This window comes from Acidisarcina polymorpha (assembly GCF_003330725.1).
GTDB lineage: Bacteria > Acidobacteriota > Terriglobia > Terriglobales > Acidobacteriaceae > Acidisarcina > Acidisarcina polymorpha.
In genome coordinates this window covers 6,866,618-6,893,018 of record NZ_CP030840.1, presented here as the reverse complement: position 1 = coordinate 6,893,018, position 26,401 = coordinate 6,866,618, and the positions used below count along the sequence as shown (strand labels likewise).

The 26,401-nt window shown below is 54.6% G+C and carries 25 protein-coding genes and 2 pseudogenes; 12 read left to right on the top strand and 15 right to left on the bottom strand.

Annotated features, from left to right (window positions below; all coding sequences use genetic code 11):
* Positions 1 to 225: 225 nt before the first annotated feature.
* From ACPOL_RS29575 to ACPOL_RS36860, 4 genes are all read left to right on the top strand, one after another.
* On the top strand, positions 226 to 906 hold the full coding sequence (locus ACPOL_RS29575) for a response regulator transcription factor (RefSeq protein WP_114210353.1): 681 nt from the start codon (positions 226 to 228) through the stop codon (positions 904 to 906).
* Positions 903 to 2,306, top strand: a complete 1,404-nt coding sequence (locus tag ACPOL_RS29570; protein ID WP_114210352.1) for a sensor histidine kinase — start codon at positions 903 to 905, stop codon at positions 2,304 to 2,306. The genes ACPOL_RS29575 and ACPOL_RS29570 overlap by 4 nt, the downstream gene beginning before the upstream one ends.
* Before the next feature lie 219 nt (positions 2,307 to 2,525).
* Complete coding sequence (locus ACPOL_RS36865; protein WP_236657583.1) at positions 2,526 to 2,867, top strand: recombinase family protein; 342 nt, start codon at positions 2,526 to 2,528, stop codon at positions 2,865 to 2,867.
* On the top strand, positions 2,750 to 2,998 hold the full coding sequence (locus ACPOL_RS36860; RefSeq protein ID WP_479686123.1) for a helix-turn-helix domain-containing protein: 249 nt from the start codon (positions 2,750 to 2,752) through the stop codon (positions 2,996 to 2,998). Before ACPOL_RS36865 ends, ACPOL_RS36860 begins: the two co-directional genes overlap by 118 nt.
* Before the next feature lie 80 nt (positions 2,999 to 3,078).
* Here the strand turns inward: ACPOL_RS36860 and tnpC are convergent.
* From tnpC to ACPOL_RS29525, 8 genes and pseudogenes are all read right to left on the bottom strand, one after another.
* Positions 3,079 to 4,715: pseudogene (gene tnpC, locus ACPOL_RS29560) on the bottom strand (IS66 family transposase).
* A gap of 68 nt (positions 4,716 to 4,783) precedes the next feature.
* Entirely contained in the window at positions 4,784 to 5,131 is a 348-nt protein-coding gene (gene tnpB / locus ACPOL_RS29555; protein ID WP_114210351.1) for an IS66 family insertion sequence element accessory protein TnpB, read from the bottom strand.
* Positions 5,128 to 5,535 carry an IS66-like element accessory protein TnpA gene (gene tnpA / locus ACPOL_RS29550; protein WP_161557646.1) on the bottom strand — a complete coding sequence of 136 codons (408 nt, stop codon included), beginning with the start codon at positions 5,533 to 5,535 and terminating at the stop codon, positions 5,128 to 5,130. The genes tnpB and tnpA overlap by 4 nt, the downstream gene beginning before the upstream one ends.
* A 555-nt stretch (positions 5,536 to 6,090) precedes the next feature.
* Positions 6,091 to 6,369: an aromatic-ring hydroxylase C-terminal domain-containing protein gene (locus ACPOL_RS29545; protein WP_338026805.1), complete on the bottom strand. Its 279-nt coding sequence runs from the start codon at positions 6,367 to 6,369 to the stop codon at positions 6,091 to 6,093.
* A gap of 5 nt (positions 6,370 to 6,374) precedes the next feature.
* On the bottom strand, positions 6,375 to 7,202 hold the full coding sequence (locus tag ACPOL_RS29540) for an FAD-dependent monooxygenase (RefSeq protein ID WP_236657114.1): 828 nt from the start codon (positions 7,200 to 7,202) through the stop codon (positions 6,375 to 6,377).
* Positions 7,203 to 7,210: 8 nt separating this feature from the next.
* Entirely contained in the window at positions 7,211 to 7,582 is a 372-nt protein-coding gene (locus ACPOL_RS35600; RefSeq protein WP_161557645.1) for an FAD-dependent monooxygenase, read from the bottom strand.
* Entirely contained in the window at positions 7,555 to 7,818 is a 264-nt protein-coding gene (locus ACPOL_RS36680) for an FAD-dependent monooxygenase (protein ID WP_161557644.1), read from the bottom strand. Before ACPOL_RS36680 ends, ACPOL_RS35600 begins: the two co-directional genes overlap by 28 nt.
* Positions 7,819 to 8,245: 427 nt before the next feature.
* Positions 8,246 to 9,010, bottom strand: coding sequence for a hypothetical protein (locus tag ACPOL_RS29525; RefSeq protein ID WP_150133181.1), 765 nt, complete (start codon positions 9,008 to 9,010; stop codon positions 8,246 to 8,248).
* Between the two features lie 698 nt (positions 9,011 to 9,708).
* On the opposite strand from ACPOL_RS29525, the gene ACPOL_RS36675 reads away from it, so the two are divergent.
* The 8 genes from ACPOL_RS36675 (at position 9,709) to ACPOL_RS29485 (ending at position 17,760) form a co-directional block, all read left to right on the top strand.
* Positions 9,709 to 10,239, top strand: a complete 531-nt coding sequence (locus ACPOL_RS36675) for a nucleoside phosphorylase-I family protein (protein ID WP_114210344.1) — start codon at positions 9,709 to 9,711, stop codon at positions 10,237 to 10,239.
* Between the two features lie 253 nt (positions 10,240 to 10,492).
* Positions 10,493 to 10,648 carry a hypothetical protein gene (locus tag ACPOL_RS35170; RefSeq protein WP_236657113.1) on the top strand — a complete coding sequence of 52 codons (156 nt, stop codon included), beginning with the start codon at positions 10,493 to 10,495 and terminating at the stop codon, positions 10,646 to 10,648.
* Positions 10,645 to 10,845 carry a hypothetical protein gene (locus ACPOL_RS35165; RefSeq protein ID WP_236657112.1) on the top strand — a complete coding sequence of 67 codons (201 nt, stop codon included), beginning with the start codon at positions 10,645 to 10,647 and terminating at the stop codon, positions 10,843 to 10,845. The genes ACPOL_RS35170 and ACPOL_RS35165 overlap by 4 nt, the downstream gene beginning before the upstream one ends.
* A 177-nt stretch (positions 10,846 to 11,022) precedes the next feature.
* Positions 11,023 to 11,184: a hypothetical protein gene (locus tag ACPOL_RS33800; RefSeq protein WP_161557643.1), complete on the top strand. Its 162-nt coding sequence runs from the start codon at positions 11,023 to 11,025 to the stop codon at positions 11,182 to 11,184.
* A 266-nt stretch (positions 11,185 to 11,450) separates the two neighbouring features.
* On the top strand, positions 11,451 to 11,855 hold the full coding sequence (locus tag ACPOL_RS29505; protein WP_114210342.1) for a hypothetical protein: 405 nt from the start codon (positions 11,451 to 11,453) through the stop codon (positions 11,853 to 11,855).
* A 1,098-nt stretch (positions 11,856 to 12,953) separates the two neighbouring features.
* Positions 12,954 to 13,298 (top strand): hypothetical protein, encoded by a 345-nt coding sequence (locus ACPOL_RS29500; RefSeq protein ID WP_114210341.1) that lies wholly within the window; start codon positions 12,954 to 12,956, stop codon positions 13,296 to 13,298.
* A 241-nt stretch (positions 13,299 to 13,539) separates the two neighbouring features.
* Positions 13,540 to 14,751 (top strand): acetyltransferase domain-containing protein, encoded by a 1,212-nt coding sequence (locus ACPOL_RS29495; RefSeq protein ID WP_114210340.1) that lies wholly within the window; start codon positions 13,540 to 13,542, stop codon positions 14,749 to 14,751.
* Between the two features lie 1,854 nt (positions 14,752 to 16,605).
* Entirely contained in the window at positions 16,606 to 17,760 is a 1,155-nt protein-coding gene (locus ACPOL_RS29485) for an NAD(P)/FAD-dependent oxidoreductase (RefSeq protein WP_114210338.1), read from the top strand.
* Between the two features lie 102 nt (positions 17,761 to 17,862).
* Here ACPOL_RS29485 and ACPOL_RS35810 read toward each other — a convergent pair.
* The 7 genes and pseudogenes from ACPOL_RS35810 to ACPOL_RS29440 form a co-directional block, all read right to left on the bottom strand.
* A pseudogene (locus ACPOL_RS35810) lies at positions 17,863 to 18,876 on the bottom strand (DUF418 domain-containing protein).
* Positions 18,877 to 19,353: 477 nt separating this feature from the next.
* Positions 19,354 to 19,860 carry a helix-turn-helix domain-containing protein gene (locus tag ACPOL_RS29470; protein WP_150133180.1) on the bottom strand — a complete coding sequence of 169 codons (507 nt, stop codon included), beginning with the start codon at positions 19,858 to 19,860 and terminating at the stop codon, positions 19,354 to 19,356.
* Between the two features lie 749 nt (positions 19,861 to 20,609).
* Positions 20,610 to 21,866 carry an SGNH/GDSL hydrolase family protein gene (locus ACPOL_RS29460; protein WP_114210333.1) on the bottom strand — a complete coding sequence of 419 codons (1,257 nt, stop codon included), beginning with the start codon at positions 21,864 to 21,866 and terminating at the stop codon, positions 20,610 to 20,612.
* Positions 21,867 to 22,266: 400 nt separating this feature from the next.
* The gene (locus ACPOL_RS29455; RefSeq protein ID WP_161557641.1) at positions 22,267 to 22,752 is read right to left on the bottom strand and encodes a nuclear transport factor 2 family protein; all 486 of its coding nucleotides are present in this window, start codon (positions 22,750 to 22,752) and stop codon (positions 22,267 to 22,269) included.
* A 174-nt stretch (positions 22,753 to 22,926) separates the two neighbouring features.
* Positions 22,927 to 24,081 carry a glycoside hydrolase family 5 protein gene (locus ACPOL_RS29450; protein ID WP_114210331.1) on the bottom strand — a complete coding sequence of 385 codons (1,155 nt, stop codon included), beginning with the start codon at positions 24,079 to 24,081 and terminating at the stop codon, positions 22,927 to 22,929.
* A gap of 141 nt (positions 24,082 to 24,222) precedes the next feature.
* Positions 24,223 to 25,536: a DUF418 domain-containing protein gene (locus ACPOL_RS29445; protein ID WP_114210330.1), complete on the bottom strand. Its 1,314-nt coding sequence runs from the start codon at positions 25,534 to 25,536 to the stop codon at positions 24,223 to 24,225.
* Positions 25,533 to 26,273, bottom strand: a complete 741-nt coding sequence (locus tag ACPOL_RS29440) for a class I SAM-dependent methyltransferase (protein WP_114210329.1) — start codon at positions 26,271 to 26,273, stop codon at positions 25,533 to 25,535. Before ACPOL_RS29440 ends, ACPOL_RS29445 begins: the two co-directional genes overlap by 4 nt.
* Positions 26,274 to 26,401 lie beyond the last annotated feature (128 nt).

The window sequence follows — 26,401 nt, the reverse complement described above, 5'->3', positions numbered from 1 at the left end:
TAGAGAATGCGGCACCTTAGATCATCGGGCATCGATGTTGACGGTCCTCATCTCTGCGGATGTGGGCTTCTCTGGCCTCCGCATACATGGAGGCGAGCAATTGCGCCACGAACACTGCATCCAAGAAGAGGCTATGACCCCTTGCTGAAGATCTCCTGAAGATCATTCACTTGGCCCGTGTTCAGAATGTTGTGGCCGTAATAATCTGAAAGTAGAGGTAGAGCTGTGCATGTGCTCATTGTCGAAGACAAGAAACAAGTAGCTCGAATGCTTAAGAAGACTTTAGAGGAGAAGGGTCATTCTGCCGTCATCTGCTTCGATGGACCGAGCGGTCTTGCTCACGCGGGGAGCGGGTACTTCGATGTCGTTGTCCTTGACATGATGCTGCCTCACATGGATGGTAGTGAGGTCGTCCGACGTCTAAGGGCCTCAAACAATCGCATACCGGTGCTCGTTCTCACCGCACGAGACACAATCTCCGATATGGTGTCGACTCTTGACCTAGGCGTTGATGACTACCTGACGAAGCCGTTTGCCGTTGCTGAGTTCATGGCGCGCCTGCGGGCAGTTGCCAGGCGCGGTCCCGCTATTCTCGGCGTGCGTCTTGAAGTAGCGGATCTCGTCCTCGACCCTACAGCTAGCGAGGTCACTAGAGGAGGAAGGCTCGTCGCGCTGACACGCAAGGAGTATCTCCTGCTTGAGTTTTTGATGCGCCGTCCAAACCAAGTACTAAGCCGCGCGTCGATAATAGAGCGCGTATGGGGTCTCGCCGATGACACAGCAGAAAACACTTTAGAAGTGTTCATTCGAAACCTAAGAGGAAAGATTGACATTAATCGCGAATCGAAGTTGATACAAACTGTGCGGGGAGTGGGCTATCGGCTCATGTCTGGAGCTCCCGATTGAAACCACTCCCCATTCGTGTCCGCCTCACGGTTTGGTACCTTGGCGTTGTTTGCCTTACGTACCTGCTCTTGTCCGTCGGTATGTACTTTGGAATGCGAAGCGCAATCCAGCGCTCCGTCGATCACGATCTCCGGGCGCGCATGGAAGAAATGCAGCAGTTTCTCCTCCTTCATAAGGCGTCCAGCGAATCAAGCATGCCCAACGAATTTCGCAAAGCTTCAGGCGTTCAACCTGGCGAAGACTTCTATCAGCTCACAAACGCTAGCGGATCATGGCTCTACCAGACACCGTCGATGGTTGCGCTTCGCGTCCCTGCTGAAGCTCCGGACCTGAGTTGGGCGCCTCATTTCTACACCATTCTGCGCCCCCGGCGAACCAGCATCCGGGTTTTGGCAGCAACGATCCGACAAAGCGATCGACTTTACCTCGTCCAAGTAGCCGAAGTCGTAAGTTCTCTGAATAAAGTTCTGTTATGGTTCCGCTTTATCGCGTTCTGGACACTTCCTGCGGTACTCATTCTGGCAGGTGCGGGGGGTTATTGGCTTAGTGGACGTGCGATGAAGCCCGTCCGCGCCATCACGCAGGCAGCCCAGGTGATTTCCGAACAAAGTCTTTCAAAGCGACTTGTCTTGCCAGTTGCTCAAGATGAGCTATACCACCTCACGAGTACCTTGAACGGAATGCTCCTCCGACTTGAAAAAGCGTTTACGAGAGTCGCGCAATTTACGGCGGATGCTTCCCACGAACTTCGAACACCGATCGCAGCAATACGGACCACGTCCGAGGTCATATTAGAACGACCCAGGTCTGTCGCCGAATATGAAGAGATGGTAGGACAGATACTCACGGAAGCGGAGTACACAAGCGATTTGGTAGAAAACCTTTTGACGCTGGCAAGGGCTGATGCCAATCCAGCGTCATTGGATATGTCTGTCCTTGACGTCGGCCAGATCGTTGAAGAAGTGGTTACAACGAGCCGGGCACTCGCTGCGCGTAAAGAGCTTACGTTGAGTGCCGAGATTCCCGCAACACCCGTGGCTGTCTTGGCAGAACGGCAAGCTTTGAAAAGGGTCCTGCTGATCTTCTTAGATAATGCAATTCGATACACACCTGTTGGTGGACGGGTTGGTGTTCTGCTAGTTATTCGCCAAGAGAGTGTCGTCATCGAGGTGTCCGACAACGGAATCGGCATCGCTGAGGCCGAACTGCCCCGCGTTTTTGAGCGTTTCTATCGTGCCACCAGTGCTCGCGACGCAGACATTGAAGGTTCAGGCCTGGGTCTATCTATAGCAAAGTGGATTGTGGATGCTCATCATGGCGCCATTGAGGTCCAAAGCGAGATAGACAACGGAACAGTCTTTCGACTGCAGTTGACAACGCTAGAGACTGCGTCTGCATGAGGCACATAAGACTTAACCGTATTGAGTTGTCCGCCACAGATCAGCAGTGACGTCGCTCTCGTGCCCGAACTCTGCAATCAGAGTGAAGGATCGCCAGCTCGAAGGCGTGAAGGTAGACCGCCGTTTCGTGGATCACGTATCAGGAAAGGACGTGAAGCGGCTTCAGCTCACGGCCCTGCTGTCGTTCGTTCGCGAGGGAGACGCTGGGTGTGTCACTCGATGGACCGGCTCGGCCGCAACCTGGACGACCTTCGCAAGTTGGTACTTGGTCTGACAGAGCGCGTCGTGCGCGTGGAGTTTCGCAAGGAAAACCTCATCTTCGCCCGCAAGGATCCAACGATGGCGAATCTGCTTTTGAGCGTGATGGGTGCCATCGCAGAGTTTGAGAGGCGGTTGATTCGGGAGCGCCAGCGAGAGGGAATTGCAATAGCGAAAAACGGGGCGTGTATAACGGCAGGCCAGCAACGCGCAATGCGGATGCTGTTGCCTCTCTCGTGCAAAGGCTGGAGGCCGGGGAGAAACCCTCGGTGCTTGCGCGAGAGTTTGGGATCTCGCGGATGACGCTGACCGCTATCGAACGAAAGCGGTGGGCGCGGACGGCTGAATCATGCAGCGCATCGTGGCAGAGTTGTACGCGGAGATTCTTGAGGGGCGTGGTGCACGATGCAATTCCAACCGCACCTACCTGTTGACTGTAAGCGTGTGGTGTTGGCCGTTGTTATGGGTGGGTGTCAGAGTTATGTATCCACATAACTTTGTGTGGGTACATACGCTATGAGGGTACGGTCTGGGTGGACAGGGCGAGGTTCCAAGGCAGCAGGTCGTTGATCCTGCTGATCGGGTGGTCGGCGATGCGTTCGAGGACGTGGTGGAGATAGATCTCGGGGTCGAGGCCGTTGAGCTGGGCTGTGCCGAGCAGTGAGTACATGGCTGCGGCGCGTTCTCCTCCCGAGTCTGAACCGGCGAAGAGGAAGTTCTTGCGGCCGAGCGCGACGACGCGCAGCGCGCGTTCCGCAGCGTTGTTGTCGATCTCGAGCTGTCCGTCGTCGACGTAGCGGGTGAGCGCACGCCAGCGCGAGAGCGCGTAGCGGATCGCAGCCGCGGTGTCGGACTTGGCCGAGAGCTTCGCGAGCATGGCTTCGAGCCAGAGACGCATGCTGTCGAGCAGAGGCCGGACCCTGGCCTGCCGGATGGTCTTCCTGATCTCCGCTGTGCTGCCTCGGATCTCGGCTTCGATGGCATAGAGCGCGGCGATGCGCTCGATGGCTTGTGATGTGGTTGGCGAAGCGTGGGCGAGATGGATCTCGTGGAACTTGCGCCGGGCATGGGCCCAGCAGGCGACTTCGTAGATCGCTCCCGCTTCGTAGAGATGATGGAAGCCGGCGTAAGCGTCGGCCTGGAGCGCACCCTGGTAGAGCTTGAGGTGCTCGCGTGGCCGCTCGCCCTTACGGTCGGGCGAGTAGGCGAACCAGACCGCAGGCGCGGTGGTATCGCCCGAGGGCCGGTCGTCGCGCACGTAGGTCCAGAGCCTTCCGGTCTTCGTCTTGCCGTTGCCTGGCGCGAGCACTGGAACCGGCGTGTCGTCGGCGTGCAGCTTGGTGGCCGACAGAACGTGCCGGTCTTCGTCTTGCCGTTGCCTGGCGCGAGCACTGGAACCGGCGTGTCGTCGGCGTGCAGCTTGGTGGCCGACAGAACGTGATCGCAAACGGCGGCTACCAGCGGCTTCAGCAGTTCGCTGGTTGCGCCGACCCAGCCGGCCAGCGTTGAGCGGTCCAGGTCAACGCCTTCGCGGGCGTAGATGTCCGACTGCCGATAGAGCGGCTGATGATCGGCATACTTCGAGACCAGCACATGCGCCAGCAGCCCCGGCCCGGCAAGTCCGCGATCGATCGGCCGTGAAGGTGCCGGCGCCTGCACGATCCGGTCGCAGGCATCGCAGCTCAACTTCGGCCGCACGTGGCGAAGCACCTTGAAGCTGGCCCGGACATACTCCAGCATCTCGGCCACGTCTTCGCCCAGCTCCCGGAGACGGCCGCCGCAGTCGGGGCAGGAGTCATGGCCCGGCATATGGGTGTGAACCTCGCGTGGAAGATGCTCGGGCAAGGGACGGCGACGCGGCTTCGCCCCTGCGGGCCGCTCTGCGGGAGCTGCCGCCTGGGCCTCTTCGACAGCGCTTGCAGCCTGCAGGTCTTCAAGCTGGAACTCGAGCTGCTCGATCTGGCGCAGCACCTTCTCGCTCTTGCGGCCGAACAGCATCTGGTTCAGCTTCGCAACCAGCAGCATCAGCCGTTCGATCTCGCCGGCACGCGAGTTCAGCGTGCGCGTGTAGCGCTCATGCTGAGCAATCACGAGTGCCTTCAACGCTTCAACATCAAGCGACTCAAGGTCCGGAAGTGCAGCAGCAAGCATGTGCGAAGTATGCCATGAATCGGGGTCGCGTTACAGCATAAAACCCTCATGAATACAGGGCGAAACACTCAACCACTCATCACCGGTTCTGCCGTACGAAGCGGTGCTCTCCAGTCGATCCCTTCAAGCAGCATCGACAGCTGCGCACGGCTTAGAGATACCGTACCACTGCTTGCCTGAGGCCACACGAAGCGGCCCCGCTCGAGCCGCTTAGCCAGCAGGCAGAGCCCATCGCCATCGAACCAGAGCACCTTCACGATGTCGCCCCGCCGCCCGCGAAACACGAACACGTGGCCCGACAACGGCTGTTGTTCAAGCACCGTCTGCACTTGCGCACTCAGGCCATGAAAGCCGCGCCGCATGTCCGTCACACCGGCCGCAATCCAGATCCGCGTTCCCGCCGGCAGCCCGATCACGAGCGCAAACTCTTCAGCACCGCACGCACGACGCCTGGATCAACGCTGCCCTCAAGCGTGACCCGTACCTTGCCCGGCAGCTCGATATGAATGGCGCCGCACCTGGCCGGCTCAACCTGCGACGGCTCAGGCTTCCGAAGCGCGGGCTTGTGCACCTCGGTCTCCTCCGTGATGTTCACCGGAAGCAGCTTCAATGACTGCTCGGCCAACGCGCCCAGCTTGCCGTCCCGATGCAAACGCCTCCACTGAAACACCTGGTTCGCGTTCACCCCATACTTCAACGCCACCCGAGCAACGGAAGCTCCAGCCTCCAGCGTCTCCTCCACAATCCGCCGCCGCTCCACCGCACTCCGACGACGCCGAGGACCACCCGAAAACCCACCGCTCACTTCAACATCAGCCATCCATAAATCATCACGGCAGAACAGCACCATGTACACCCGGCCAAGACAGGACGCTTACTGTTGACTGGCTTGAGACTGCCATGGTCCGGCCTGGTTTCGAAGGAAAAGGGGGTAAGCTGAAAGGCTGGTTCGTCTCACAGGGCAAAAACCACATGCGCCATAGCAAACTCTCGCGTTGCGGAAACGTTCCGTTTGCGCAATCCGAAAAGACTGCCTTTTCGGTCCCCTCGGCCCCAACATCCGAGAATGCGACTTGCACTAAGACTTGCCGGTAGCAAACTGAGGCGTGCGCCGACGATGCGTGGGAGATCTCCCGGTTCCCGAACAAGGGGCGTCTCTGCATGCTAGGGTCTAAGACCACGCAGGGGCAGTCCCGGCACTCGCAAGAGCGTGCACATCCGTATTGCCATCCACCACCCTAACGGCGTCGGCAAACTCGGCGTCTCTGTCCCTACACTCTACCGGTGGATCACGGACTCCTCACACCCTTGGCGTGCTCGATCGTCCGTTTCCTGACGGGACCCCAGACTTAGCTGTAGGACTCCACACTTGAGATTACTGCGGCAGGTTGAATGCGGGTTGCTTTCCTAGAACCTGTCTCAGCGCATCTGCAAGGTTGCTCGAGTGATACGAGCTGTTCGCTTTCTGTCGCCAAGCGATATAGCCGTCTGGGCGTACGAGCAAGCATCCATCATCGTCAATCTCGCGTCGAGACTGCCACTCAAACAGCAGGTCGGTCACCACACAGCCTGGTCCGATCGCAACCGCCGTGATCTCGACGCCAGATTCTGCACCGACTTCTTCCGCTGCCGTGACCCATGCATCCCCTCCCACACCCGTCAACCGACTAAATCTAGGGTCGAGACCTGCACACCATTTCGCTGAACCCAGGCGTGAGGAAGGTGTGCTCCAGGAAGAGTTGTAACGAACGGTATCAGGTCGAGTTGTGATGGTTTGTCCTTCGGCTCTTCATCTGCAATAGTCGCGGACGACCGGTAAAATTGGTTCAGTTCCAGACCCCGGGTTTGGAATTCGTACACCATGTTTTCAACTGCTGAACGAATCTGTGCGCGGCGCGTTTTCCCGGCTTCCGATGGCGCGTTAATCTCCGCCCACATTGATGCCAATTCATTGCTTGATGACGCCGCTGGAATGCCGATTGCCTCTAAAAGAGCAGGATAAAGCGCTAAGGCACCCGTTGCGTGTTCGACAACTTCTTTGCCGACGGGCATCCGTTCCTCGGTGTAGGTGTCGAGCAGGTGAGGTTCCGCCAATCCTTTCAGCACAAACGCCAACTTCCACGAAAGATTGTAGGCATCTTGAACGGCGGTGTTCGAGCCGAGACCGTTCAGCGGAACGTGTCTGTGCACCGCATCTCCGATGCAAAACACCCGCCTATTTTGATACTTTGTCGCATAGAGCGAGTTCATCGTCCAAGGGTCGACCCCCGTCACCTCAGGTTGAAGGTCTGGAAGACCGAGATAGTCGCGGATCGTGGCGATCGCCCTTTCTATAGGCAGGTCGGGCACTTCCTTACCGGCCGCGAAACCCTTGATGAGCAACCATCTCGTCCATGGCTTGATGCATCGCAACACGCCAACGCCGATGCCATCATCATCTTCAGCCGTTCTCACAAGGTAAAACAACGGCCCCGGCCGTTCAGCCACATATTCTGTCAGATCGCAATCGAAGAGAATGTTGAGACTCCCGCCAGTTCACCCGCGCCCTCAAGGGGGAGATTCAACAGCTTAGCCACTCGGCTATTCCCACCATCTGCACCGACCATGTAGCTCGCAGCGATGGTGTACGTGTCTCCGGAAAGCCGGTCCACGATCTTCGCTATAACCTGCTGATCGTCCTGTTCAAAGGATGTCAGCTCAGTGCTGAAACGTACATTTGCTCCAAAGCGCAATGCTGCTTGAAGTAAGACAGGCTCAAGCAGGTTCTGAGGTAGGTCAGCAAGCGAGCACGGGCTGCCCGGCTTGGCAGCAGCCTCTTGGCCAAGACCCCAGATACGTCCTATTTCAACCCCGACGAGAGTCCGCATAAATATTGCCTGCGGCATACGGTCGTATCCGGTTGCAATTTTCGCGCCTCATCTTCTATGCCGAGATCACGAAAAATCTCAAAAGTCCTTTGATTCGTTACATGCGCCCGAGGAGTCGGTGCGAGTTGTGGATGCTTGGTAATTGCAAGAACCCGAATCCCTTGTTTAGCTAATGCAATTGCAGCCGTTAGTCCAGCAGGCCCGCACCCAACCACAAGCACATCTGTTTTGATCAACTGTAAACCTTTCTCTTGGCCGTCCTTCGCTTCGGATCGGAACTGTATTTTCCCATATTGCAACGCTTGGAAACCTTGTATGTACGTATGGAGACCGCAGCCAGGGCTCAGCAGAAAAGAGCTGAGGCCGGAGCTGAGCCAAGGTAAGGAAGCGCGTCGGTTGGATCGAGATAACGAGATTCATATTGCCAAGGGATGAAGATGCTTAGGGGTTCACGAAGCAGCCGTCATCACCCTGTCGTCTCTCAAGGAGTAGAACTGTTCGACAAGCGCTTGTCTGGTCTGCAGCTATATGAGTTGCGGGATCGCAAAATCGACGGATCCATAATAGCTGTACTTACACGGCCTCCGTGGAGAGCAGGTGCGCGGACTTGGCGATGCTTTATTTACGGTTGGACGATGTCGTCTGTTCGCAGCAGCTCTCGTTTCAAGAAGAAGTGCCACAGTATTGTTTCGTCGCAAGAAGTTTGTCCACCTCCGCAAAACGCTTTTCGACGCCAGGGAAAGTTAGTGGCTCCCAATGCCTTATAGTTTTTCCCTGAGAGTCAGTGACTTCGATGCTGAGGTTTCCGCCATGTTGGCTCATAAGCTCGCGCCAAGCGACGAGTTCCGCGAGGTCTTCATGCTGAGACGCTGTCGCATAAAGACTAACGAACGGGCTTTGAGCCAGTGAATCGTATACTGCTACCGCCTCCCCGAAACCGATCGGGTGTCCCTGATGGAAGTGGGTCCTCGCTGCAGCGGACGTAGCGAGGTGAGACACCATGGTGTCTGGATCGATCCAGATGCCCTCCGTGAATCGGCTATGCGGATCCGTTGTGGTGTTGCAGCTGAAATCCAGCACGTGAGTAGATTCGTGCAAGAGCAAGTACGTCAGAGCATCCGTTCCTGTCCCTTCAACAGAGACCGCTATGTCGGAGCCGTCGGCGGCGAATACCCTTTGCTCTTTGGTGGTTAGGAACGTAGAAAGCGACTCGTTTAAAACACTGGCACGAAACGTGATGTCGTAAAAGCCCTTTCTGGTAGCTGGCGACGTAAGAGCGGTGCCCTCGCCCGGAATGCCGTCGAGAAACGCGAGGTAATGCAGCCTTTTCTCGAGGATGTGCCTATTCAGAGTGGGCAGAGATGCGAATGCGGCCGCCACCTTCACTCTCTCAGAGTCCGTCAGTGTGTGTAGTTTGACATCTTTCATCCCGACCTTTTTTGCGTCTCTGATCGCTACTTTGGAGGGTGGCCCGACACGTTCCATCAACTCTTGTACCTCTGCTTCGACGCTCTGAGAGGGCACTTGGGATGTTGCATACGCCGATTGTGTTAAAAGAACTCCGAACGAGAGACTAAGTCCAGCAATTAACTTCTTCAACGGCGTCTGCCGGTATAGCATGAACTCAATTCTCCGTTGTGACTGTTGGCTAAAACGCGTTTGCAAATCATATTTGTGGCTGCGTCTTAGACGATTTCCTAAAGATGAGTGAATTGTGTTTGATTTGCTTGCACCTTGGTTACCCGGACTTTCCCGAAAGGTAATTGATAGATGCCGTATCTAGCTGTAGTCAAAACATCTGGCTGAGCACGCTCAGACTTTGGTGCGAAGTCGATGTGTCTTTCACTATAGTTATGTCTGATTTCATTTTTGCCCATGAAGAGGCGCTTTATACGGTCAAACGTGAGGCAAATCCAGCCAAAAGTGTTGCGCAAACATCTTTACTCGATTGTCATTGACCAAAACGTTCCCAGCAAGAGTCTCGTTTCTTGGAATGCCGGCTATGACAGGCCGACAGGCGGCTTATAGAGAAGCCGCTCCACGCCGAGGAGTGAGCTTAATTGATAAGCCCGTTACGCCTTTCCGCATAATTTTCCAAGAGGCCTGCCCGATGCTGTCTAAATGGCATCCTGACCCGGGCACGTTTTAAACTCAACGACGAGCTGGTGAATCGCGCTTTTTCCCTCTCTGAAAGTGTGAAGCTTACCGACAGCCCTAGCGCTCAGAAAGCACGAGCTGTTTACGGTTATGCTCCTGCTAATGCGGCACCTGCCGTTGTCCAGTGCGATACGCTTTCAAGTGATACCTGGTTTTCTGGAACCCATCTGACTGAACGCGCTGATGTATGGGCATCGGAGTTAACGGACCACCATGCCGTCGCCTGCACCAGTCAGCAAGAGGATAACGCAACCTTTGCGGTTCTGATGCGCGCTGCTGGAGAACACTTGGTGGACACAAACCGTGTGGCTGTGCTCCGCACAGGTTCAGATTTCGATCGAGCTCCTCCCGGCGGAAGTGATGCGAGTACTCTCCTCAATTACCAATCGGCTGGAGGCTTCGAACCCGCAGTCATGAATCTTTACCTCGCAGGCAACACGTTGGTGCAGGAAATTGCGGGACATCGGTCAGCTTGGCGGCGTGGAGTCCCGCCGCGATAGGACCCCGCTTGATGTTTCCTAGAAACGATTTCTGAGAATCACCTGCTGCGAACGAAGGTAATGTGCAGCGAATGTAACTCAAAATCGGACATGACGGAAGCAATCTGCCATTCCACGTCTACCATGTGAAGCGGAGAAAAAGAATGTAACAGGCGACGGTAATCAGCCAGAAACCGGTGATGAGCCTGCAATAACGTCCTTTATCGTAATATAAATCTAGAAGTGACGCATCTCAAACAGAAGGACTAAAACTATGGCGAAGCGCAAATTTGTGAGCTACTTGAGGGTCTCAACGGCACGCCAGGGAGAAAGCGGTCTGGGCCTCGAAGCGCAGCGAGCCGCCGTCGCCGGATGCCTTAGCGATGGCGATCTGGCCTTTGGTGGAAGAGGTCCTCGAAGTCGAGAGTGAAACCGCATCGACCGGTCTGCCCTCGCCGCCGCCTCAAGCTCTGCCGCAAACACAAAGCGACCCTGGTGATCGCCACGCTAGACGGCCTCGCCCGCAACGTCGCCTTCATCTCGAACCTTATGGAGTCGGCAGTGGAGTTCATGGCTGGCAGATATGCCCCAGGCGACTCGGTTCGTGGTGTCTACCTTATGGTCTGACACCCACGACTCACCGAGCAACCATTGCATGGCTGGTTTCGGGAAAGCGTCCGTAAGTACGCCCATTGGACAACCAGTCACAAGAGGTGAGATGGAATGCGGTGAAGTTGGAAATGAGCAAACCTTTTCCGCAAGCATGTAAGTCTGCAAGGTTTGGGCGCCGGAGCAGATTTCCGGGTGGCTGAAGAGACGGTATCCCAGCAACGAGAGATGCTGATCCTTGAGAAGCTTGGCTGCCGCAGGAACGCAATGCCGAACGCCAGTGGAAGTCTCGTTCGCCCGCATGAACACGACGCGCGTCTCGAGCTTCAGCGCAGCCATGAGAAGCTCTCCGGCTGATCTCGGCACATATCAGATCAACGGGTTTTGCGGCCCTGCGACTCACATCATGGATGCGACTGAAACCCGCTAATCTCACCGGCTTGCCTTCGTTGTCTTGGAATGCCGATGTCGATAATGACAACATCTGGAGTGAATTTGTCCGCGAGGCGAAGCACCCGAGACTTATAAAAGTTGACGGAAATAGTCGTGAAAATGGCATAAGAACACCCTTATAACTCCCTGATTAGCGCGTCATATAGGGAATGAATGAAGAAGAGGTATCCATGACGGAGAACAAGACAGTTCGACAGTTTTTCCATAACTGTTACACCATTCCAGAAACAGATGTCGATAAGTATCGGGAGGAGCAGTGTAAGGTCCTCTCTAAAGAAGTAGTCACGATCGTCACTGATACCAAGAGAACTCATACTTTCGTAGGCATCGATGGCTTTTTTGAAGCCCTCGCATCCTGGGCTGGGAAATTCTCCTGCGAAGGGCAAGCCATCTACAACTACGTAGAGGAGACGCCGGAGCACGTGATGATCCGGATGGATAGTGTTTTACGAGTACAAGATCCCAGCCGTGGCGAATTCATAAGCGAGGCGGATCAACACCAATGGAGTCAAGAATTTTTTCTTGAGAATGGGATCATCACGAAATATATATCGACAGTCTCATATCAAGGTTGAGGCTTCCTGTTGGCGTTCCGGGTGAGCTCCAGCCGCTGCTTGTACGCAAGCTCGCGTGGGAGCGCAATTTGCAGACAGGTGTATTTCTTCCTTTGCGCAACGTAGCAACTAGTTCCCTTTTTCACATCGAAGTGCCGATCGTGATCTCCGGGTGTGAGCTTCTTACGCTTGGTCGTCTTGACAAGGTTAGTTGAGTCTTGGACGATTACACTTCGGGCGCGACCTCCCTCTCTGCGCGATGGGCTAGCCGCTCTATGTCCTTGCTTCCTCTGCCAGGTATTTCATGACAGCTTTATTGTCGGTACTTCGCTGATCCAGTTCGCGATCTGTTCACGCGGGGCCTGATCTTGTCTTAGCGTTCAAATCCTCAGAGGCCAGCTTTCCTCACGTTGACCGAGTCCGCTGCATGTTGAGGCGATCATGCGGCCGATCATCGTCTCATGGTTCACCCCAATGTCAGCGCCAGCTGTCCGCCTAATCTCGCCCCTAGCCCTTTCGTCGCAGTACCGTCACACCACCTTGCTCTTCATAAGTCACGTGACTAGGCAAGCGGTTGACCGCAGGATAGTAGCTTGCGCTATGTGAATAAGACCTTCATTTTAATTGCCGGTTATCGGACTCTCGTTGGACTATCTTTGCCCAGCGACTTCACGGTCAAACTCTCCTTCTTCCAAAACACAGCAACGCAGATGTTTCTGGCTTGATGCAAAAGAGTGTTTTCGGCATGCGGGTGAGTGCAGTAAGGCACTGGCAGAAAGTATTTGTCTCTTGGCTCGTTTCGCCCTTCTCTCCAACTTAATCTTTGCGTCAAATCATCTGGTATGAGCGATCGTCTTTCTGAAATATATCGTGGGGCAAAACAGGCCTCTGCTCGCCCGCATGGCCAGGTCGCGTAACCACGTGGGAGAAACCTGCAATATCGCTCAGACACTCTGTATTACCAAAATGATGGGGTTATGTCCCACATGTTGAGTTAGCGGTTCTCTCGGTCGACCCAAGGTGCAAATGAACTGACGGCTCCGATAACCATTCAAATAGCACCGACCATAATGAAACGCTTATGTGGCGGAGCGAACAACCAAAGGACTAAGAAATTTTATGAAATTAAAGATAGCTTTTGCTGCGTCTCTGATCGCATTCTCACTTGATCTGTCATATGTTCCACTCTCCCAGGCCCAAAGCATTGTAGTTCCGGTCCATGCGTTCTTTAGTAAGACGCCGCGAAAGGTTAAATTCGGCCTGATCAACCGATCTGGAGAACTCTTTGAACTAAAGATGGGGGGGCAGATAATAACGCTGAATGTAGGTCAGTCCGTGCAAGTAAATCTCCCTGTCGGAACACAGATACTTTTCAATAACTCCACGGAACATCACAAGGTCGGTGACCTTCTCATTCAGGTAGTTGATACGTATCGCGACGCAAACGTGGTTCTTCACAATTGAAAGATCATGGCTTGTAGAACGCCAATAAATCATGGGCGCGGCGACTTGAGACGTGCCGTTCGCACTCTTAGCGGAGATCGAGTGGACGTATCAAGCTTGGTGGGCGCAGCGGTCGGACAACAGCGCTTCCGAAGAGTGAAAGATCTTTGCGGTCGAGACGGTTCGATTCTGATGTATGCGTATGACAATTGCGAACTGTCTCCGTTAGGGGAGCAAACAAGAAAGTGAGATTCACCTACAGATGGCTACACCTGATGATGTGTTGATGGAACCGCGCCGCATGCGGTTGACCTCTCTAGATACCTGGCGCGGTCTCGTCATCTTTCTTATGGTTCTCGATCACGTTCGGGACTTCTTTAATCGCGGGGCGCTCACCTCTACACCCACCGAGGCCGGCCACACCACTCTCTTGCTGTACCTCACGCGCTGGGTTACTCACCTCTGCGCCCCGACCTTCTTATTTCTAGCCGGTGTCGGTATCCGGCTTCAATATGAAAAGCATGGGCCTACCTGGAACCTGTCCCGGTTTCTGGCCATGCGCGGTCTATGGCTGGTCTTTCTCGATTTAGTTGTGATCAGCACCCTTTTGAGCTTCGGCCGCGTGTTTTTCTTCATTCAGGTTCTCTATGCGACAGGCATGAGCATGCTTGTGCTGTCCGCGCTGGTGTGGTTACGGCCGCGTTTCGTTCTCGTCCTGGGCGGCGCAATCGTCCTGCTTGCACCCTTGGCAATCCGTCCCCTCTTGCATGCGACCGGCGCGCCCCTCCTCTTTCGAACCTTTACTGTCTTGCCTGGACCCTTACCAGCTGGAAGTGGCATCGTCTTGTACCCCTTTGTTCCGTGGCTCGGCGTTATGTGTCTTGGCTTCGGCTATGGACATATCTTTCGGCTACCGCCGCCAATCCGCGACCGGATCCTTGCCTGGACCGCCGCAAGTCTATTGGCGCTCTTCGCTCTGCTGCGTGGGATCAACGGTTATGGCGATCTCTCACCGTGGAAGGCTGGGCATACGCCACTCTTGAACTCCGAGTCGTTCATGGACGTGACTAAATATCCTGCATCTCCTGATTACGTCCTGGCCACTCTCGGAATTTCATTGCTTCTTTTCCTCGGCCTGGAGCGACTGCGCGGCCCATTTATCCGGATTCTCACCACGTTCGGCCGCACACCGCTCTTCACCTACATCACTCATTTCTTTGTCATGCATTGTCTGCAGATCGCGGTCGGTCTCGCGCTCGGGTATCCCCTACGAATCTTCCAAAGCTACATTGCGAACGCAAGCGCGGCGATGTTCTCGGGCACCGTTCCTGAAGTGGAGCGCCTCGGATGGGGCTTTCCCTTGTGGGGAACCTATATCGTCTGGTTACTCGTCGTGGCCCTCGTTTACCCGCTTTCACGATGGTTCGAGGGCGTCAAGCAAAATCGTCAGGACTGGTGGCTGCGTTACCTCTAAGGTATGCAGTCCTGCGAAGAACGTCCCGCCATGAGTGGGGATTCCTGATAAACGTTCGTACCCAGGGCTGCCCCGCGCGTGAGACCGGGAGCTGCGGGGCTGTCGTTCGGGGCAGTTTTTATGGGGTCGTTTGAAAGAAGCCGCTGGCATAGCGGATGCGGTGAGCTGGCTATGAAATTTGAATGGGCGATCCCGGCTGTGATGTTGTGTGTTTCTATCCTGGACACAGCCTCGAAGGCACAAGAGGTAGCTATCACGTTCGAGTCGAGGTGGTGTGGCGAGACTACGCCCAGGCGCTTCTGCATAGCTGCGACCAACCGTAAACCTCACCGTCCTATTGTTCTCATTCAAAAGTGTCCGACTCCAAATCGATCCCGTCTTCGACGCTCCGACGGGAACTGTTGCATTCATGTCAAGCGCGGTGAAGAGGCCGGTACAGAATTCATCAGCCCGCACTGCTCTGTCAGTAGACCGTCACGAGGTGGTTTAGTGAACTATCAAAGAGACTTTGCTGAAGCCGCAAAGAGCTGTTGTAAATGGCTGGTGAGGGGCATTGCAAAAGGATATGCGCATGTAGGATGCATGTTGCTGACCGGCCGCCATCTTTGTGAAATGGACGATGCTGAAACGTCGAAGATAATCCGTCGGAGTGTTCGACAAGATCTTCGGGCACCCTGCCAGGCCGACGACGAGAGCTCCTGAAGGTTTGTGGTTCGACAGCATCATGGAGGAGTTGTCTATGGATTTTCGCAAGCGCTCTGCCTAAGACGAAGTTGTCTAACGACTGGAGTTGCCTGTGATGTACAACGTCTTTGCCCACGGTTTCCATCGCCATACCGTCGGATGGCATCTATGCCGCTGCTGACCAGGCGTTCTGTTGCCGGCGCAAATAACGTGTTTTCTCAGTGTCCCCACAATGCGGGCAAGGGGGTTGGAACGTGGGCTTCCGCTCCCTCCTTTTTGCAAAACTCTGGTGAACTCTTTACAAGCGACAAAACCATTCGTGAAATTGTCCACGTCTCTCAGGGTGGGGAGTCAGAAGGAGAACGATGCAGCATCGATCGTTTGTCTTGGAGATAGCATTACAGACGGGTTCCCTTCCACGATGGGGCAGCTACTGGACCACAGATTCGTTGTCCTATCCTCCCACAGCTAAGGAGCAAATCGCTAGTTAGTAGCAGATCGTTACGCGCGCTCATCAACACAAAATCATTCTGTATGGCGCCACGCTCCTGCCGTGTAAGGGCCCCGCGTTCTATTCCGAAGCCGGCGAAAAGGTTCGGCAAGATGTGAACGCTGGATTCGGTCGTCTGCGCGTTCGACGGAGTGATCGACTTCGATGCGGTGATGCGCGCCCTCCCAAAGCCCACTATCTTTCAACCCCGAGTACAGCTCCATTGACCATCTCCATCGACGACGAAGGGTACAAAGTGATGGCTGACAGCATCTCACTAAATCTCTTCGACGAAGGATGGGAATGACGACAGCTGCTATCCTCTTCTCGAGCTTTCTCGTTCACCCACTGGCGGACGTTGCAGGAAATGGCGGCGCATTAAGCATCTGCCGCGCTGACAATCCGTAGGCCTCCTTAAAATGACGGCCACGAACGAGGTTTGCTTCATTCTTGGATCGCCTCGCGCTGGCAAATACTAGCATCTCTCGGATTGTTCAGCAAAGCTGGCAGCAGCTGTCAGACCTGGGACACATACTGCCAAAGAACCCTCTGGACGAAGCTTTCCTTCGCTTATATGCGTCTGCCCAAGTAGCAGCTGTCCTTCCCGCAGTGTGAGGCGTTAGCGGCAACACCATAGAGGTCTAAGCTACTGGTGCCTCCCACAAAAGGAATAGGGCGAGTTGAACGAATCTCAAGAATCAAAACGTTTGTTGCCAATGCGTTTGAAACCTATCGATACGAACGGTCCTCCACAAAGGATCACGGTGTGCACTCGTCCGTTTCGCGCGAACGGGCCACGCATAGAAGCCGAACGGTTGGGAGACCAGTTGCTGATTCACAACTACGGTCACGGCGGTAGCGGATGGTCCTTGTCCTGGGGATCTGCTACCCGTGTCTTAAACTTGTTGCGAGATGCGCACCCTAGGACTCTTGATGTTGCCGTGATAGGAGCTGGCGCTATCGGTATCACAACAGCTCTGACCTTGCAGCGCGCAGGATTTAAAGTGAGCATCTACGCCCAAGATCCACCGCTACAAACACGGTCAGCGCGTGCAACCGGTTCCTGGACTCCAGACAGCAGAATCGCACTCGGCGAAGCAGTAAATGTACGCTTTGAAGATGCATGGCGGCGGCTGGCCAGCGAAACCTTCGCAGCATTTCAGGCGTATACCTCGATGACCTCACGGCCAGTCGAGTGGGTTGACCGATTCGTCCTGTCCGACAATCAGCCCGATCCACAACGCGCGGAGTTCGATCGACGAGATTCGCATGGATTTTTCAAATGCTCTTTACACCTCGCCAATTCTTCACCCTTGATGAGCTTTATTCCGCGCGATCAGTCACCATTCCCTACTCCGTATGCATGGCGCTCGCGATCCCTCACGTTCAATGTAGGCGTAATTATACCCTTGCTGCTTGAGGAGTTTCAGCGTGCCGGTGGCCGTCTGGAAGCATGTACCTTTCGCACCCCGGCTGATCTTTCTAAGATCCGGGCACGCCTAATAGCGAACTGCACTGGATGGGGGGCCAGACATCTTTTTGGCGACAAGAGTCTGACTCCAATTCGTGGTCAGATCGCGTGGTTACCGGCACAAACCAATTTAAGATACGGATTGTTGTATGGTGACCTCAGAATTGTCTGTCGGCAGGACGGCATCGTTGTGCAACATAGTCGGGAAGGTGACGATACAGGGTGGAACGATGCAAGCGAAATGCCAGATGCGAAGGAAGCGACCGCAGGCTTAAAAGCGCTTGCAACTCTGCAAGCGAGCATGAAAGAACGTACGAGAAAAGTCCCTATGCTGAGACGAGCCTTAAATGCTGATATTTTCTAAGCGCAAGGTGTTCCTAAAGTTTTTTACATCGCCAGGAAGACATAGTGCTTGAGCGCTTTCTTTTTTGCGACTACTGCCAAGCGGCCGGTGTAGAAGGGTACTTCAACTACTGACCTCTTTCGCTGGAGCAGGAGCAAGCAAGGGTTGAATTGTCCAATAAGTAAGTGACCGCCACAACCACTCCGCAGGACCAAATTGAAATCGACGCAGCCAAAGCACACTCCAGACCACGTTCACTACCCACACACCGGCGACGATGTAATACAGCTGGTAATACTCCAGCAGACCATAGAGCTTCTATGGCCCCCAGAAAAAGAGGATGTTGCACAATAGGCTGGTAAGTAGATAGTTGCTCAGAGCCATTTGACCGACTGCAGCCAACAAGCCAAGAAAGCGAGGAAGCAAGCGCTTCTTGACGCAGAAAAGTCCGAGACCGGCTATGGCTAGCATTCCAGATACTCTGCCAAGGTCATAGGTAAGGAAGAGCCATTTCTCCGAAGTCAGCATGTCGAAACCGCTTTGATAGCTCTTCCATGTTGCTGTACCGATTAATGGAATGGAAATCGCTGCACCGGCCAGAGCGGTCAATCCGTAAATACGTGCTGGCATACCTGCCGTCAGAAACCCATTCTTGCACAGGGCCATGCCGAGCAGCATAATAGGCAGCATGTCAAGAAAAACAAGGCTGTAGAAGTAATCGCGTTCGTAGGCGATCACTGCCGGTACCTGCCGTCGGAAATTGGAAATGATGCCACCGCGGGCTGCTACGAGATCCGCTGTCACTGCATTCGCACCGGGTCGCCAATCCTGCTCGCGGGCCTGCCATGATTTTAGGTCGTCTTGTTGAGAGGCGGAAAGGGTCTCTCCTGACTGTCGCGCATGCTCCGCAATCACCACTCGGTGATGCAGCCCGATATCTCGGATCGCCGTCCCACTAGCAAAAGGGTTGACGCACATGCACAACGCCAACAGGCATGCGCCACAGACGGCCAACGTCCGCGGCTGGAGATTTCGGCAAGGATAAAGGAAGAGAAGCGCTATGAGTCCGTAAAAATATAGGATGTCGCCATGGTAAAGAAGATAGCCGTGCAGGACGCCGAACAGGACTAGCCACATGTTGCGTCGAAGATAAATATCGGCTGCCCTCCCTTGTCCTTGGCGTTGCTCTATGCGACCGGTAAGCAGGATGACTCCTGCGCCGAATAGCAAGGAGAACAGCGCGCGCATTTTGCCTTCCATGATCAGCCAGCGCGCGAACCACATAGCCGTGTTCGCGGCGGCGTGCGGACCAGTGAAGACAGGCTTGGACGCACTAAGCGGCACGAGATAGTCCCAGCCCGGTAGACCAAAGTCGGAGACATTGGCGATGAGGACGCCCAGCAGAGCGATGCCGCGCAGTACGTCCATACTTGCGAATCGCTGTTGACGTTGAGTGGGGGCGAGCGCCGGTTCGGTGGCTGGCGATTCTTCTTGGACTAAGGTAGTGTTGTCACATTGCATCGAAAGGGAATTCATCATATGAGGCGGGCCGGATAACTCCTGTCTTCTGAAGCTTAGCGGAGCTGAGATGGCCTTACTTGACGAAAAATGACATTACAGACGACGTCGGAAGATGCTGGGCGGCACTCCGAGGCGTTGACGAAAAGCCCGCGTAAAGTGTGCGTCGCTCTTAAAGCCGCACTCCATAGCGATATGCATCAGGCTTAAGTTGGGTTTCAGCATAAGTCGTCTTGCTTTCTCAATGCGTAGATCCAAAACGTACTGATGCGGAGAACGTCCAGTGCTGACGCGGAAAGTGCGAAAAAGGTGCCGCTTGCTACATCCCCTCTCGGCTGCGAGGGTTTCAACGTCGAAATCCGCGTCCGGCGTGGCTTCGAGCCGGTCGGTGATGCGGCGCCTCGTGCACATATCCAGATTATTGGTAAGCCACGCTGTTTCGCGCGTGCGAGTCAGGATCAGGAGACGGTCTGCGAGCGATTGAACGAGTTTCTCCGCGTACAGCCGCCCATTTTGGCCCCTGGTGCGTGCTTCTTCGCCTAGGCCATTCAGGATGCTTTGCAGGGGTGCATCTAGAAAGCAACGCTTATCCTGCGAGATCATCCCATCCGCCACGCTATGTATGTTGCTGTCATGCCGGAATCTCTCCTCAACTTCACAGAGGAAACCTTCCTTAAAGCTCGGAAAAGTCCAGACCAAGGTTCGAATGTCCGTACCTCGGCGAGTGCTCCCCTGGTGTAGAGGGAGAGAGTTCCCGGATGCACCAGCTTCGGGACGAAGTAGCCGTTAGCGTCGGGATGATCGCAGCGCATTGTTTCATTGTTGTTCCAGAAGCAAAGAACCAAGCGGCTTAGCCCTGCAGCAGGGCGTGACTTCGGGGAGATTTCATGTTGCTCAAGCATGATGCCCGGCCAGCCCAGGCCCGCGCTCGAGAAGAGGCAGCGAGACTCGCCGCGCACGAAGTTCCGAATGACCCGACTCTGCTCAGACTCCCAAGCGCTAACTAGATCGTTGTGATCACCTGTGCTCATTCCATCCATTGTAGGGTGCCAGAACCTGCCTTTTCAGGGGCATGTTCTTCTGGCAATCGAGCCGGCGCGAACCATACCGTCTATTGGTACCAGGCTGCTGCAGCGTTCATGACCAAGTTTGTTTAAGGCGGGCGACCGGGGTTGGGCAGTATGTGATTTTGGCGTTTAACTTTTCATGACCTGCGATCCACGTTCCACGGCCACAGTTCGTCTTCATTCAGCGGGATCTTCCGTTCATGCCTGATGGTTGGATGTTGCATCAATACTTCGCGCCCTGTTGAATTACTAGGCAGGGAGAAGTCACATCCTACAGCCTGGACATCAGGGCCGATTGTCGACGCGCATGAATGCGTTGTATACCTCGCGTCCCATTAACTCGTAGCCAGAATCGTTTGGGTGCAGGCCATCTCCGCTGTCATAGCGCGATTTCAACATTGGTCTTGAGTCATTTTGTCGAGCGTCCAGTAGCTGGTCAAAGTCTACGACGCTATCGTAGATGTGCTCGTTTAGAGCGCTAGTCCGGATCCATTGATTAACCTCCTGCCTTACGGCTTCGCCCGCTTCCGAAAAATAAGCTGCTCTCCCGAATGGCGTAAGGGTTGCGCCAATCACCTTGATGCCTTGAAGATGAGCGCGCTGGGACAGGTCTCTGTACGCCGCTTCTATTTGCCGTGCAGTTGGTCTGGTTGCTGACGGCTGCGCGGCTGGACCATAGCCGAGTCCTATGTCATTGATACCCACTGCCAGAACCAGGAACTTAACGTTCGACTGGTGCAGCACGTCGCGATCGAAGCGCGACAACGCCGCCGGCCCACCACCATTCTGAAAGATACGATTTCCCCCAATCCCCTCATTCAAGACCCCGATTTGTTTCATGTCAGTTCTGGATTGCAGCGTTCTTGCGAGGACATCCGGCCACGCCTCGTTCCTGTTCGGCGTGCTGTGGACACCCTGAGTAATGCTATCGCCGAGGCAGACGATCGCTCCGGCATTGGAGTTCGACTCAGCCTCCGATTGCACATCGACAGCGACAAGAAACGGATACGCGTCAGAAGAACTCTGTTCTCGCATCCGTAAGGAAAGCAACTGATTTCCGGGCGCGGTATAGTTGGTCGTGTTTGCCTTTGGGTGTACAGTCATCACGTGAATCGTTTCGAGTGGTACGAGAATGCTGACCGCGAGATCAGATAAAGGGGCTAAGGCAAGCGAAACAGAATCACTGGTGAGGCTTTTGCCGGCAGCTATATTTGCCTGCGGCATACCATTAAAGGTCAGCAGCTTAGGTGTAGACTTCAGCGTGCCGGCCTGCTCGGCCACGGCTATGCTGACACCATCAACTCTGAGAGTGTCTGTACCGAATACGTTACTAAGCCGAATTCGTACAGCACGGCCTCCGGTCGACACATGCACGATCTCCCGGATCGTTTCCGGAGCTGTCCCAATTCCATCGGTGGTGAATTCAATACGCGGTGCAGCTGACCAAGTTCCCGTCCAGCCGCTCGAGCCACCGGATTGACCATGGCAAACAGATGCGGCGGCAACCAGCAGCCAAGCAAATGAAGGTAGGAGGTGTCTCATAGGTAGTCCATTTCTCTCAATGGCAAGTAGTAGGGTAGGGACGAATCACCGGTTCTAACGCTCCGCACAGAGCGTTAGGCGGAAATTATCTTGCAGGGACACCCGCCCGCTTCTCGGAACGGAGGCCGTTCGCTCATAGACCTCGCAGCTTGGAGCGTCAACAGCATGTCTCTGCTAGTGCGGATTTCTAGCGGGCACGCCTGTTTTGTACCAGGTCTCGATTACCTGCCTGATCCAAAAATTCTTGACCGCATGCGAACCCTGCATAATTGTCTAGCTTGAGGTTGTGTTCGTAGGACGCCCCGTGGCCTTGTAACATCAACGCGAGGAATCCATGCTCTTGGTTCCCATTATCGAGCGAGCAAACGGGATTCGAAACGTAATCGAATTCCCATGAACCTCATTTAGGTACTCCTACGCTTCCGGGAATCCGAGTGCTTTGCATAAACTCAAGTTGCCATTTGCCTGACTTCCTTTCCAGGAAACCAGACTCTAGCCAGCTTTGATCTGACTTGATCTGTCCCGTAGTAATTGTGCCCTTGTTCAGGTACGCGATCCACGCAACATCCCCGACAACATGTACGTCTGGCTCCGTGATATTCCACTCAATCTGTTTTCCTGAGGCGTGTAAATGCTTCATGAAGGCCATAACCGAGTCTTTGTCAAACCGTGACCCGTTGTCAAAAATATAAAAGTCTGGTGTGACTACAGAGTTGAGTTCCGTCTGGTCTTCGTTCCTCAAGGCGACGAGTAACGTTCTGACGACATCCGTAATGGACCGCTCTTCGTTCGCTGTCGGTTTTTGTGCCTTCAGGCGAAGTGTACTCGCGAGGACGAACATAACCAGAAGAGCCGAGATCGATGCGGTAGCATGGCGACGTGTCAAGAGTCCCTCCATTTCATGGTTCATTTGAAAAGAGGAGCAAAGTTCCGTCCCCTTTGCGCGAATTGTTGAAAGCTGCCCTTGGCCCAACCTGAGTGCGGATCGGAGCCCGTTGAGGAACAACGCAGACAGCTGAGTTTCCGGATGGCGTCATGTGTATCAACCCGTTGTGTTGTGTCACAGTACCTTGGATGGAAGAACGTTAGTGGCATACCAGGAATTTATGGTTAGTCCGGGACCGCGTTCTGCCGTTCCGCACGTCAACAGCGATCCGTTGTCGTAATACATCGAAACAACAGGGTTGGGATAGTTATAGCGAGTTCCTCCGAATGCCGTCGGACCGCCCCAATCCCAGAAACTCATCTCCAAACCAATTCCTTTACTCTGAATGTAGGTAAGGAAGAAGAGAAGGAAGGCTGGGTTGGTTGGACCGCAATAATAGCCCTGACCCCATTCCGTGATGATCACAGGATTGCTTGCGGCAAAGTTCCCAAAACTGTTGTCCAAGAATGCTTGTTCGTTCCGCTCTTCTTCGCTGGATTCTTGGAAAGTATACGGATGGGCCGCATAGGCAGTCTGATTCAGACTATCGGTCAGAGTTGGGGCTCCCGTCAGAATTCCGGCATGCGCGAGGCCGTCGGCGATAACGACGTTCTTCGCACCTTCAGCACGTACGCTGGCGATCGTCGAGTTCATCGCTGTGACCCACTCTTGCCAATCAGATGGTTGCACAGCCTGGTCCGGGCCAGTGCCCGGCTCGTTGAACAGCTCGAGCAGAATACCTTTATCGTTCTTGAATGCAGGCACGAGTTGTGCCCAAACGCGCTGCGTTGCTGAGTTCGGCAAGCCTGTTGGATTCGGATCTTGCGTAATCGACTCATCCTGAACACCCACAATGACTGTGAGACCCGCTTTCCTGGCTTCTTGAACCGCGCCAATGAATCCATTCACAAAAGATTCCGAATAGAGCTTGGTGTTTTGAGGATCGCCGACTGTTTGGCCAAGCATAACGCGGACCGAGTCGGCGCCGGCGTCTGCCATGTCTGTATATTCCTGCGGCGAGTAGTAAGCTTGCGCTTGTGTCTCGAAGTTGGGCACATTCTGTTCGTTTGGGGACGCTTGAAATGCAACTTGGAAAAATCCATGTGGTACCCACGGCTTTCCATCGCGCGAGAGTTGCTTGTTCACAATTGAAACCTGTCCCGGTAGATTAGAGCCGTTCGCAGGAGGATTGGGTGCTGTGGAGTTGGCCCCGCACCCGGTTGTCATGAGAGTCAGCGCCTGCACAAGGAGCCCCGTGACCACGAGTTGATTCTGGCGAGAAAAGTGCATGTTTCTTTTACCTCGGAGATTGATAGTCCGCTGGCGGCAAACTGTTGCGGGCCGCTGTCAACCGAACATCGTTTTAGGTTTTCGATGCGATCCCGAAGAGCTCAAAAAGGTCTCTTAGGGACAAGAAGCCGGCTATTGAAGTCAAACCGCCTCGAATTGAGCGACATGCTTACGGAATGGTTGCTGACGATTGTAAGCGAGGGATCGCCAGACCCATTCCAGAGGTCCCATCGTGAAGAAGTGAAGCCAGAGTGTCGCAAGCAACAACTGAGCGATCATTATGGCGAGAGCAATCGAGGTGAGTCCGAACCAACCGAAGCGCCCGAAAAGCCCGAATGCAAAACCGGGAAATAAGATCCACATCCCAAGAAAGTTCTGAATAAGGTAGAGGGAGAATGCCGTGCGGCCAGCCGCCTTGAAAGGGGTGAGTAGGCGCAGACCAGGACGGGTCCTAACGAGGAGGTTCATGAGTGCGACGTGGCCGAGCGTGATAAGGAGTCGCGCCAATTCGGAAAAGATAGAGGCCTTACTCGGCAGCCCCTCGAATTTTATGAAAACCAAGGCGTCGCTTGCGCGCAGGGCCAAACCAGGAATGTAACAGAATACAGCCGAACAGGCGTAGAACAGAGTGGAGCGCTCACCCTGGGTCACGCCAAACTTGTACAGTGCCATCCCTAGTATTGCGGGAAACAAGACCTCGGCGACGTTACCTACCAGCGTCGGATAGACGAAAGCGAGCCAAATATGCGTGCACCAGTTGGCATAATTCCAAAAAGGACCCATGCGGACCGAGCGTTCCTCAGCAAGAGCCGATGTGGGGGTGCGAAGGGAGGCTAATTTCGCAGCCCGCTGGGCGATAGCCTGCGCGTCCTGAGTGGTTAATGGTTGATGTAGCGACTGCTTCTTCTGAGCGTCTTGGGATGCGGTATAGCTCGCGACTTGATGCCGATATCTGTTGGCGGACTGGGCTGTAACGACTACAACAGCAGCCAAGCTAATGGCGAGTAGAGTCTTACTCTTGAGGCGGCGCAAAGGGAAGAGGAACAGCGCCGCAGCCCCGTACTGATACAAGATATCTCCGAACCAAAGGAGGCCGAAGATGTCGAAGAGACCGAAGAAAATTAGTAAGAAGTTGCGGCGGAAGTAAAGATCGGCCACCGCGACGGGTCCTTCCGGACGTTGCGTTCTACTGAGTAGGATGAGTGCACCCGCGCCGAAGAGGAACTGCAGTAGTCCGCGCTGGGTGCCATCTACAAAGAGACGAATCACCCACCAGCAAATGCGATCCTTCGGCTGCCAACCAAGCAGGCGTGCGTCACCGAAGTGCTCATAGACACTATTGCCCATATTGGTAATGTTGACGAGGAAAATGAGTAGAATGGCAATGCCGCGTTGGATGTCGAGAACAGCAATGCGCTCGCTGGCATCTTTTGGAGCTAGCGTTGGTGGTTTCATTGCGCATCCGCCCGCTTTTGCAGAAGAAACACCATCCAAGGAGCGTTAGAGAGCTCACTGATCCAGCCACACTGGTACCTGTCGTCGACCGAGGCAAGCGGACTTCGCTTTTCCAAAAGCATAAGCGTTGTCTTCCGGAAGATCGCCTCATAGTTTGCTTCCGTACAGAGGATGTCTTCTACGAGACGTCGACTACCTGCGTCCTTAATCAACACCCTAACCTTATCTCCATCCCTCGCTATCTTGTTTTCCGGGAACTCGGACGTACTGAAGGAAACCCATTCACGCATGTAAAGTTCGGGAGATGATGCGACGAGGATGCTCCGACCATCCGGCTTCAATACTCGGCTGATCTCGTTTAGTGTTTCGATCTTCTCTCCTGCAGTCGCAATTGTGTCGAACGGCCACATGGAGAGAACCAAATCGAACTGCCCATCCCTGAAAGCTTGAAGGTTCCCCGGCTCGATTAGTCGGTAGTCCGCCTCTGCGTCCTGCTCGCGGGCCTCCGCTATCATGGCCTCCGATATGTCAACGCCTATGGCAGAGAAACCATGACTGCGCAAAAATCTGGTTGATCGGCCTGCGCCACACCCGTAGTCCAGAGCGTTCCCGGACATGTCATATGTCTCGAACAAGTGAGCGACGTCTCGATAGGCGATATTATATGTATTCTCGGTGCCCAGCTTAGCGTACGAGGCAGCAAGAACGTTGTCATTGTAGGGATTGGGGAAGGACAATTAGGTCTCCGATTGAATGTTGACGATCGTTTATGCAGCGGCTGCTGCAATGGGTTAGGGTGGGAGTAGCTCCCCTTTGAATCTAAGGCAATTTGGAAGAACAGTCCGAGGTTCAATAACTGGCTTGT

Excerpts from the sequence above, each read along its gene's own strand:
- tnpA (WP_161557646.1), bottom strand. The coding sequence starts at position 5,535 with ATGGCTGATGTTGAAGTGAGCGGTGGGTTTTCGGGTGGTCCTCGGCGT.
- ACPOL_RS29460 (WP_114210333.1), bottom strand. The coding sequence starts at position 21,866 with ATGAGACACCTCCTACCTTCATTTGCTTGGCTGCTGGTTGCCGCCGCA.
- ACPOL_RS29505 (WP_114210342.1), top strand. The coding sequence starts at position 11,451 with ATGACGGAGAACAAGACAGTTCGACAGTTTTTCCATAACTGTTACACC.
- ACPOL_RS29495 (WP_114210340.1), top strand. The coding sequence starts at position 13,540 with ATGGCTACACCTGATGATGTGTTGATGGAACCGCGCCGCATGCGGTTG.
- ACPOL_RS36865 (WP_236657583.1), top strand. The coding sequence starts at position 2,526 with ATGGACCGGCTCGGCCGCAACCTGGACGACCTTCGCAAGTTGGTACTT.
- ACPOL_RS29500 (WP_114210341.1), top strand. The coding sequence starts at position 12,954 with ATGAAATTAAAGATAGCTTTTGCTGCGTCTCTGATCGCATTCTCACTT.
- ACPOL_RS35600 (WP_161557645.1), bottom strand. The coding sequence starts at position 7,582 with ATGCGGACTCTCGTCGGGGTTGAAATAGGACGTATCTGGGGTCTTGGC.
- ACPOL_RS29470 (WP_150133180.1), bottom strand. The coding sequence starts at position 19,860 with ATGATCTCGCAGGATAAGCGTTGCTTTCTAGATGCACCCCTGCAAAGC.
- ACPOL_RS35170 (WP_236657113.1), top strand. The coding sequence starts at position 10,493 with ATGGCGAAGCGCAAATTTGTGAGCTACTTGAGGGTCTCAACGGCACGC.
- ACPOL_RS29525 (WP_150133181.1), bottom strand. The coding sequence starts at position 9,010 with ATGAAAGATGTCAAACTACACACACTGACGGACTCTGAGAGAGTGAAG.
- ACPOL_RS29450 (WP_114210331.1), bottom strand. The coding sequence starts at position 24,081 with ATGCACTTTTCTCGCCAGAATCAACTCGTGGTCACGGGGCTCCTTGTG.
- ACPOL_RS29445 (WP_114210330.1), bottom strand. The coding sequence starts at position 25,536 with ATGAAACCACCAACGCTAGCTCCAAAAGATGCCAGCGAGCGCATTGCT.